The organism is Niabella drilacis, assembly GCF_900101395.1.
Taxonomy (GTDB): Bacteria; Bacteroidota; Bacteroidia; order Chitinophagales; family Chitinophagaceae; genus Niabella; species Niabella drilacis.
The window spans coordinates 1-5,411 of record NZ_FMZO01000042.1 but is presented as its reverse complement, the minus strand read 5'-3'; the positions used below and the strand labels follow the sequence as shown (position 1 = coordinate 5,411).

The 5,411-nt window shown below is 48.0% G+C and carries 2 tRNA genes and 3 rRNA genes; all 5 read left to right on the top strand.

Annotation, left to right across the window (positions count from 1 at the left end):
* The first annotated feature begins 53 nt into the window (after positions 1-53).
* The 5 genes from BLS44_RS26135 (at position 54) to rrf (ending at position 5,375) form a co-directional block, all read left to right on the top strand.
* Positions 54-1,579, top strand: a 16S ribosomal RNA gene (locus BLS44_RS26135).
* Between the two features lie 141 nt (positions 1,580-1,720).
* Positions 1,721-1,795 (top strand) — tRNA-Ile (locus BLS44_RS26130).
* Between the two features lie 200 nt (positions 1,796-1,995).
* Positions 1,996-2,069 (top strand) — tRNA-Ala (locus BLS44_RS26125).
* A 313-nt stretch (positions 2,070-2,382) separates the two neighbouring features.
* Positions 2,383-5,180, top strand: a 23S ribosomal RNA gene (locus BLS44_RS26120).
* An 83-nt stretch (positions 5,181-5,263) separates the two neighbouring features.
* Positions 5,264-5,375, top strand: a 5S ribosomal RNA gene (gene rrf, locus BLS44_RS26115).
* Together the 16S, 23S and 5S rRNA genes with 2 tRNA genes alongside form the textbook arrangement of a ribosomal RNA operon.
* The last annotated feature ends 36 nt before the right edge of the window (positions 5,376-5,411 follow it).

Sequence of the window (5,411 nt, the reverse complement as noted above, 5' to 3'; positions counted from 1 at the left end):
CACGTTAATTTTTCTCTTGAGAATTTTTAGATGTCAGTAAGTCAAACTCATTTACAACGGAGAGTTTGATCCTGGCTCAGGATGAACGCTAGCGGCAGGCTTAATACATGCAAGTCGTGGGGTAGAGAGGTGCTTGCACTTCTTGAGACCGGCAAACGGGTGCGGAACACGTACACAACCTTCCTTTTAGAGGGGGATAGCCCAGGGAAACTTGGATTAATACCCCGTAAGATGATGATGAGGCATCTCATTGTTATTATAGCAGCGATGCGCTAGAAGACGGGTGTGCGTATGATTAGGTAGTTGGTGAGGTAACGGCTCACCAAGCCAACGATCATTAACTGGTGTGAGAGCACGACCAGTCACACGGGCACTGAGACACGGGCCCGACTCCTACGGGAGGCAGCAGTAAGGAATATTGGTCAATGGACGCAAGTCTGAACCAGCCATGCCGCGTGGAGGATGAAGGTCCTCTGGATTGTAAACTTCTTTTATCTGGGGCGAAAAAGGGTCTTTCTAGATCAACTGACGGTACCAGATGAATAAGCACCGGCTAACTCCGTGCCAGCAGCCGCGGTAATACGGAGGGTGCAAGCGTTATCCGGATTCACTGGGTTTAAAGGGAGCGTAGGTGGGCTAGTAAGTCAGTGGTGAAATCTCCGAGCTTAACTTGGAAACTGCCATTGATACTATTGGTCTTGAATATTGTGGAGGTTAGCGGAATATGTCATGTAGCGGTGAAATGCATAGATATGACATAGAACACCAATTGCGAAGGCAGCTGGCTACACATATATTGACACTGATGCTCGAAAGCGTGGGGATCAAACAGGATTAGATACCCTGGTAGTCCACGCCCTAAACTATGGATACTCGACATTTGTGATACACAATAAGTGTCTGAGCGAAAGCATTAAGTATCCCACCTGGGAAGTACGATCGCAAGATTGAAACTCAAAGGAATTGGCGGGGGTCCGCACAAGCGGTGGAGCATGTGGTTTAATTCGATGATACGCGAGGAACCTTACCTGGGCTAGAATGCGAGTGCCGTACCGTGAAAGCGGTATTTCTAGCAATAGACACAAAGCAAGGTGCTGCATGGCTGTCGTCAGCTCGTGCCGTGAGGTGTTGGGTTAAGTCCCGCAACGAGCGCAACCCCCATCACTAGTTGCCATCAGGTAACGCTGGGAACTCTAGTGAAACTGCCGTCGTAAGACGCGAGGAAGGAGGGGATGATGTCAAGTCATCATGGCCTTTATGCCCAGGGCTACACACGTGCTACAATGGGGAGGACAAAGGGTTGCGACATAGTGATATGAAGCTAATCCCAAAAACCTCTTCTCAGTTCGGATCGCAGTCTGCAACTCGACTGCGTGAAGCTGGAATCGCTAGTAATCGTATATCAGCAATGATACGGTGAATACGTTCCCGGACCTTGCACACACCGCCCGTCAAGCCATGAAAGCCGGGTGTACCTGAAGTCGGTAACCGCAAGGAGCTGCCTAGGGTAAAACTGGTAATTGGGGCTAAGTCGTAACAAGGTAGCCGTATCGGAAGGTGCGGCTGGAATACCTCCTTTTTAGAGCAAGCACTTACTGGTGCTGTTGTTTCCTACTTTTAAATTTATTAAGTTCTTTATATAAGATTTGATGGCCAATTTGGAGTACGGCATCTAAAGCCAAGGCTGATTATCCGATTATCAGGTTGGTTTATTAGAGACAGATCCGTAGCTCAGCCTGGTTAGAGCACTACACTGATAATGTAGGGGTCACCAGTTCAAATCTGGTCGGGTCTACAAAAATGCTGAACGCAAAACGCCTGAAAGCGTTAAGCATTAAGCGTTGAGCTTTCTGCCCAAAATGGGGGGGTAGCTCAGTTGGGTAGAGCATCCCGCTTGAGGCGGGAGTGGTCATCGGCCAAATAGATCTTGAAATAGTAAAAGATGCAGCCAGTGGTGGTTAGAGATCCGGTATCTGGGTTTGCAACTCAAAGAATGGGGGGTTAGCTCAGTTGGCTAGAGCATCTGCCTTGCACGCAGAGGGTCATCGGTTCGACTCCGATATCCTCCACAAAAATTAGTTCTTTTAAGATGAGATAAAGCCTGGGAGGCTACGATGGTTCGAAACCATTTTATCTGCAAAAGTCTTTATACCTTTTTTAGGTTGGAGACCAAGTTCTTTGACATATTGGAAAAAAACAAACTGTTAGGAGAGTACCTAGCAGCCCGATGAAAGTCGGGTATCGATCACAATTTTGTAACATCACACTATATTTAATTATGGTTGGTCTGAAGAAATGTGGTCGGGTAACAATCTACAATAAACTAAAAATCAAGTCTCCAATGAGAATTGGAGCCTCATATTAATTAAGTTTACGAACTTTTTTAAAGCAATTAAGGGCGTATGGTGGATGCCTTGGGTCTGAGAGGCGATGAAGGACGTGGTAAGCTGCGATAAGCTCGGGGGAGCTGCACACAAGCATAATATCCCGAGATTTCCGAATGGGACAACCTGATATACTGAAGGTATATCACTCGAAAGAGAGCCAACCCGGAGAACTGAAACATCTAAGTACCCGGAGGAAAAGAAAATAAGACAATGATTCCCTAAGTAGTGGCGAGCGAACAGGGAAGAGCCTAAACCAACTTCGCGTGCGGAGTTGGGGTTGTAGGACTACTTTTAGAAAGCGTTATCAAGCAGAATTTTCTGGAAAGTTAAGCCATAGCGGGTGATAGCCCCGTAAGCGGAAATTAACGTGGACGTGTAGTATCCTGAGTAGGGCGGGACCGGAGGAATCCTGCTTGAATCTGCCAGCACCATCTGGTAAGGCTAAATACTCCTCAGACACCGATAGTGAACCAGTACCGTAAGGGAAAGGTGAAAAGCACCCTGAATAAGGGAGTGAAATAGTACCTGAAACCGTACGCCTACAAGCGGTCGGAGCACAGTAATGTGTGACGGCGTGCCTTTTGCATAATGAGCCTACGAGTTACTCCTCACTGGCGAGGTTAAGTTTTAAGAAACGGAGCCGTAGCGAAAGCGAGTCCGAACAGGGCGCTTAGTCAGTGGGGGTAGACGCGAAACTTTGTGATCTATCCATGGTCAGGTTGAAGGTGTGGTAACACACACTGGAGGACCGAACCCGTTGACGTTGAAAAGTCTTGGGATGAACTGTGGATAGGGGTGAAAGGCCAATCAAACTGAGAGATAGCTCGTTCTCCCCGAAATGTTTTTAGGAACAGCCTCGGATTTTAGAAGTGTACTAGAGGTAGAGCTACTGATTGGGCTAGGGGGCTTCACCGCCTACCAAACCCTGACAAACTCCGAATGCTAGTACATATCTCCGGGAGTGAGGCTGTGGGCGCTAAGGTCCATGGCCGAGAGGGAAATAACCCAGAATAGCAGCTAAGGTCCCCAATACATGGTTAAGTTAGACAAACGATGTAGAGTTTCAATAACAGCCAGGATGTTTGCTTGGAAGCAGCAATTCATTTAAAGAGTGCGTAACAGCTCACTGGTCGAGAGACTCTGCGCGGAAAATAATCGGGTATTAAACCATGAACCGAAGCTCTATGATTGCCACTAGGTGGTATATCGGTAGGGGAGCATTCTAATGGCGACGAAGGTGTGCGGCGACGTATGCTGGAGCGATTAGAAAAGAAAATGTAGGCATAAGTAACGATAAATAAGGTGAAAAACCTTATCGCCGAAAGTCTAAGGGTTCCTGATCAACGTTAATCGGATCAGGGTTAGCCCGGTCCTTAGTCAAACCCGAAAGGGGTAGACGATGGAAAGCAGGTTAATATTCCTGCGCCTGCTATACGATAAAAGTGACGGAGCATGTTAGCTGCCTAGTCTGACGGATTAGACGAGTGGAACCTTCGGGTGAAGCGTAGCAGTGAGAGTGCTTCCAAGAAAAGCGAGTATAGCAGCCGGTACCGCAAACCGACACAGGTAGACGGGATGAGTATTCTAAGGCGCTCGGGTGAGCCGTGGAGAAGGAACTAGGCAAATTGACGCTGTAACTTCGGGATAAAGCGTACCACAGCGATGTGGTCTCAGTAAAATGGTTCAACCAACTGTTTAACAAAAACATAGGGCCCTGCAAAATCGAAAGATGACGTATAGAGCCTGATACCTGCCCGGTGCTGGAAGGTTAAGGAAGGATGTTCGGAGTAATCCAAAGCTTCTGACTGAAGCCCCAGTAAACGGCGGCCGTAACTATAACGGTCCTAAGGTAGCGAAATTCCTTGTCGGGTAAGTTCCGACCTGCACGAATGGTCTAATGAGTTGAACGCTGTCTCCTCCACGAGCCCGGTGAAATTGTAGTATCGGTGAAGATGCCGGTTACCCGCCACGGGACGGAAAGACCCCGTGAACCTTCACTACAACTTTGCATTGATTTTGAATTACGGATGTGTAGTATAGTTGGGACGCTATGAAGCCTTGCCGCCAGGTAGGGTGGAGCGGTCGTTGAAATACCAACCTTCTTTGATTTAGAATCTAATGACGCGAGTCACACAGTGCATGGTGGGTAGTTTGACTGGGGTGGTCGCCTCCTAAAGAGTAACGGAGGCTTGCAAAGGTTCCCTCAGTACGGTTGGTAATCGTACGCAGAGCGCATTAGTATAAGGGAGCTTGACTGTGAGGCAAACAGGCCGAGCAGGGACGAAAGTCGGCTAAAGTGATCCGGCGGTTCTGTATGGAAGGGCCGTCGCTCAAAGGATAAAAGGTACTCCGGGGATAACAGGCTGATCTCCCCCAAGAGCTCATATCGACGGGGAGGTTTGGCACCTCGATGTCGGTTCGTCACATCCTGGGGCTGGAGAAGGTCCCAAGGGTTCGGCTGTTCGCCGATTAAAGTGGCACGTGAACTGGGTTCAGAACGTCGCAAGACAGTTCGGTCCCTATCTGTGGTGGGCGTTAGTAAATTGCGAGGACATGACCTTAGTACGAGAGGACCGGGTCGTACGTACCGCTGGTGTATCAGTTGTGCCGCCAGGTGCAATGCTGAGTAGCTAAGTACGGACAGGATAAACGCTGAAAGCATCTAAGCGTGAAACCTGCCTCAAGATGAGTTTACTTTTAAGGGCCGTCAGAGACTATGACGTTGATAGGCTACAGGTGTAAAGGTGGTAACATCAAAGCCGAGTAGTACTAATTGCCCGTAAGCTTTAATTTTTTTTTAGATCTCTTCTGACAGTTTTTTCCAATATGTTAACTTATTAGTTTTGACAAGTATATCTTGACAAAGTGTAAGATTTTATGGTGGTTATACCAAGGGTGTTCACCTCTTCCCATACCGAACAGAGAAGTTAAGCCCCTTATGGCCGATGGTACTGCACCACAATGCGGGAGAGTAGGTAGCTGCCATTCTTATTGAAGAGCCTCACAGAAATGTGAGGCTTTTTT